This window comes from Coleofasciculus sp. FACHB-712 (genome assembly GCF_014695635.1).
In the GTDB taxonomy this organism is placed as follows: Bacteria; Cyanobacteriota; Cyanobacteriia; order Cyanobacteriales; family FACHB-T130; genus FACHB-T130.
The window spans coordinates 1-3,052 of sequence record NZ_JACJOQ010000087.1 but is presented as its reverse complement, the minus strand read 5'-3'; the positions used below and the strand labels follow the sequence as shown (position 1 = coordinate 3,052).

Below are 3,052 nucleotides of genomic sequence, written 5' to 3'. Positions count from 1 at the left end.
CTTGCAGTATGTAATCTTGGCAAAATTTCGACTCGCCTAGCTGCCGCACAACGCGCAGACGAGTTTGCACCGCCCCCTGTTCTACCCATTCAATTGACTTTAGCTGGGTGGGAGGTAAGGGGTGTTGGGCATAGTTGGGGTCAATGTTCCAAGCATCCCAATATTGACCGCTATCTTGGAAGGCTTGGAGTTGATTTCCTCCGACTTGAGAGAGGATCTCTCGATGATTAATTTTGTCAAAGACACTGCTTAAATCGCCTGTTTGAGAATCAACGATTACCCGCAGTAAGTCATTTTCTACGATGCAATTTTTTCCCCTATATCTGATATTATCTGGATTAGTCGCATTAGAATCCGGAAGGCTAGTGCTAGGATGCCCGTATTGTTGCCTTTTTGAGGGTAATTCGGCTTGAGGATCTAGGTTTTGAGGACATAGCCAGAAGAGGCGATAACCCACCGATGGGGTATTTTCGGCAAGAAATAACAGCGTCGTGCCTTCAGAAAGCTGGGATGGTAGTAGTTTCCCTTCTAAGTCGTAAATTTGCCAGTGATGTGCAGATGCCGGTAAGGGGACGGTAACGACTTCCGAGCGTTGCCAGTTCAGGGAGTTGAAGACGATAACTGGGAGGGCGTCTGGTTGCGGCGGTGGGGGAAGGGCAATAGAAGTTGCGATCGCGCTTAAGGCTTGCTGTACTATTTCCGAACCCACCTGTTCTACCTCTTGCCAAGCCTGATTCGCATCTACAAAGACTTGGGGAATTGAGGAACCGGGGAGAATATCGTGAAATTGATTAAATAGTACCTTTTTCCAGGCAGATTCTAGCTTTTGCTTGGGATAAGCCGCACCGATGCTGATACTCGCCAAGGAAGCGAAAAGTTCTGCTTGGTACAGTAAGCCTTCACTGCGACGTTGAAAGCGCTTTTGATCGGCGTGGGTGGTGTAGCAACCCCGATGGAATTCTAGATAGAGTTCATCGTCCCAAACCGGGAACAGTCTTGAGTTTTGAGTTTCGTTGGAGTTGGGATTCTGAGTGCTAATCTGCTGCAAATAGCTCTCAGATGTAGTGAATTCTAGACGAGGAAAGAAGGGGGATTTTTCCCAACGATGGGCGACTTCCAACATATCACGGGTAGGGCCACCGCCATGATCGCCCACACCTGGAAGCCAAAGACTCTCTTTTAAACTGGTTTGGGTTTCCCAAACACAGGCATAAGACGCCATTTTAATCGGGTCAATGCCTTCACCAATCGGAGCAGACATGAGGCTGAAGATTAGGGAACCATCAAGCGATCGCCACCAAAATGCTTCATAGGGAAACTTTGTCGTATCGTTCCAGCGCAATTTTTGGGTGACAAAGTATTCAATCCCAGCAGATTTTAGAAATTGGGGCAGCGTGGCACAAAAGCCAAAACTATCTGGCAACCAGGCAACTGTACTCAATTTCCCAAATTTTTCTAAGACGTAACGCTGACCATAGAGCAACTGGCGGACAATCGATTCGCCATTAATAATATTTAGTTCCGGTTCCACCCACATTCCGCCGACAACTTCCCAGCGTCCAGCCGCAACTTGTTGTTGAATAGCGGCAAATAAATCCGGGCGATGTTGCTCAATCCAAGCATAAAGTGCGGGTGTGGAATGGCAGAAGGTCAGCTTGGGAAATTCTTGCAGGAGTTTGAGAACCGATTCAAAAGTGCGTTGAGCAGCTTCCCAGGTGTCGCTGACAGGCCATAGCCAAGCCAAGTCTAAGTGAGCATGACCGAGCAAACAGATTTTAGATTTTAGATTTTGGATTTTAGATTCTGTTGACCCTAGTGTGTCGAGCAGGTTTTGACGGAGGGTGGAAAGCGATCGCTCAAATTTTTGTTCATCAGGCAGTGCTGTCCAGTCAATCTCAGCTACAGCAGCTGCCAAGATATCCAGTTTTTCCGGTTCAAAGGTTTTTAAATACCGTTGCAAGACAGCTAACTCATCAGCGACAAAACCGGGTTCAATCCGAGCGTCGGTGGTAAATTCGTATATACAGCGCGATCGCACTAATGCTCCATCATCATGTCCGGGACTGACCAGGCGCAAGGCAACGGTAATCTTTTCACCCGGCGTAACAGACGGACTCAGCAGTACCCTTGTTGAGCAATCAAATAAGTCTCCCGCTTGCACTTTGACGCCATTTACAAAAATTTGCGCGTCTTCTGCCCACCAAGTTAACACCAGCCGCAACGCCAACCCCGATAAAGGATACAGGTGTAAATCTTGGGGAATAATCAATTTTTGACTAAGCCATAACACCTTTTGCCCCGCTTCCCAAGCAATATGTCCCCTCGCATTCAACTCCACAGATAACCAATCATTCCCGAAATCAGATTGGCGGACGGTATCTGCTGTCAGGTCTGCGGCACAGTAGCGCCAGCCAGTCTGAACGTTAACCTGAGTCATCGCAGAGAGTTTTTCAATCGCTTCGCTCAGGAGGCTGGATGAGGGCGTTACAAAAGGTGTCTTGGAATCGGTCATCTTTTCGATAAAATCAGGGCATCTACTATTTTTAGCAATTAGCAATTAACATTTAGCATTTAGCAAAATGTCCTCCCCTCCCAATGGTCGGTATAAAAGCAAATTATTTAATTTCCTCTCCCGAAAATCTCGCCAGTTGAAGGATGAGAGCGATCGCGCTGTGCGAAATCTGAAAGTCGCAGCGGTTTGGGGAGCGCAAATCCTCCTCTATCCGGTGTATCTGCTGGCTCAAACTTCCCAATTAGCGGGGCGTCAATTACAACAAGCGACGCAAGAAAAATTCCCACAATTACATTCTGGTAAAAAAGACCGAACAAAACGTCCTAACTCGCCGCCAACGCCGCCACCGACAGACGCGCCAATTCAGGAAGTGCTACGAGCGATCGCGGGTCAGGAAGAATCAGAATTCGCTTTAAATCCATCGGCAAATTCTGTTGCTACTTCTAGTAACAAAGCAGGAATTTTCAGTCAAGTTGCAGATGCGATTAATCGTGTCTCTACGACATATTTTGGATTCCAATTTTTCGATCGTAGCGCTGC

At 47.4% G+C, this 3,052-nt stretch carries 1 protein-coding gene and 1 pseudogene; one reads left to right on the top strand and one right to left on the bottom strand.

Annotated features, from left to right (window positions below; translation table 11 throughout):
• A partial coding sequence (locus H6F50_RS02170) for an alpha-mannosidase (protein WP_190425824.1) occupies positions 1 to 2,512 on the bottom strand: 2,512 nt, incomplete at its 3' end.
• A gap of 67 nt (positions 2,513 to 2,579) precedes the next feature.
• Here H6F50_RS02170 and H6F50_RS02165 point away from each other — a divergent pair.
• Positions 2,580 to 3,052 (top strand): annotated as a pseudogene (locus H6F50_RS02165) (hypothetical protein); the annotation flags it as partial.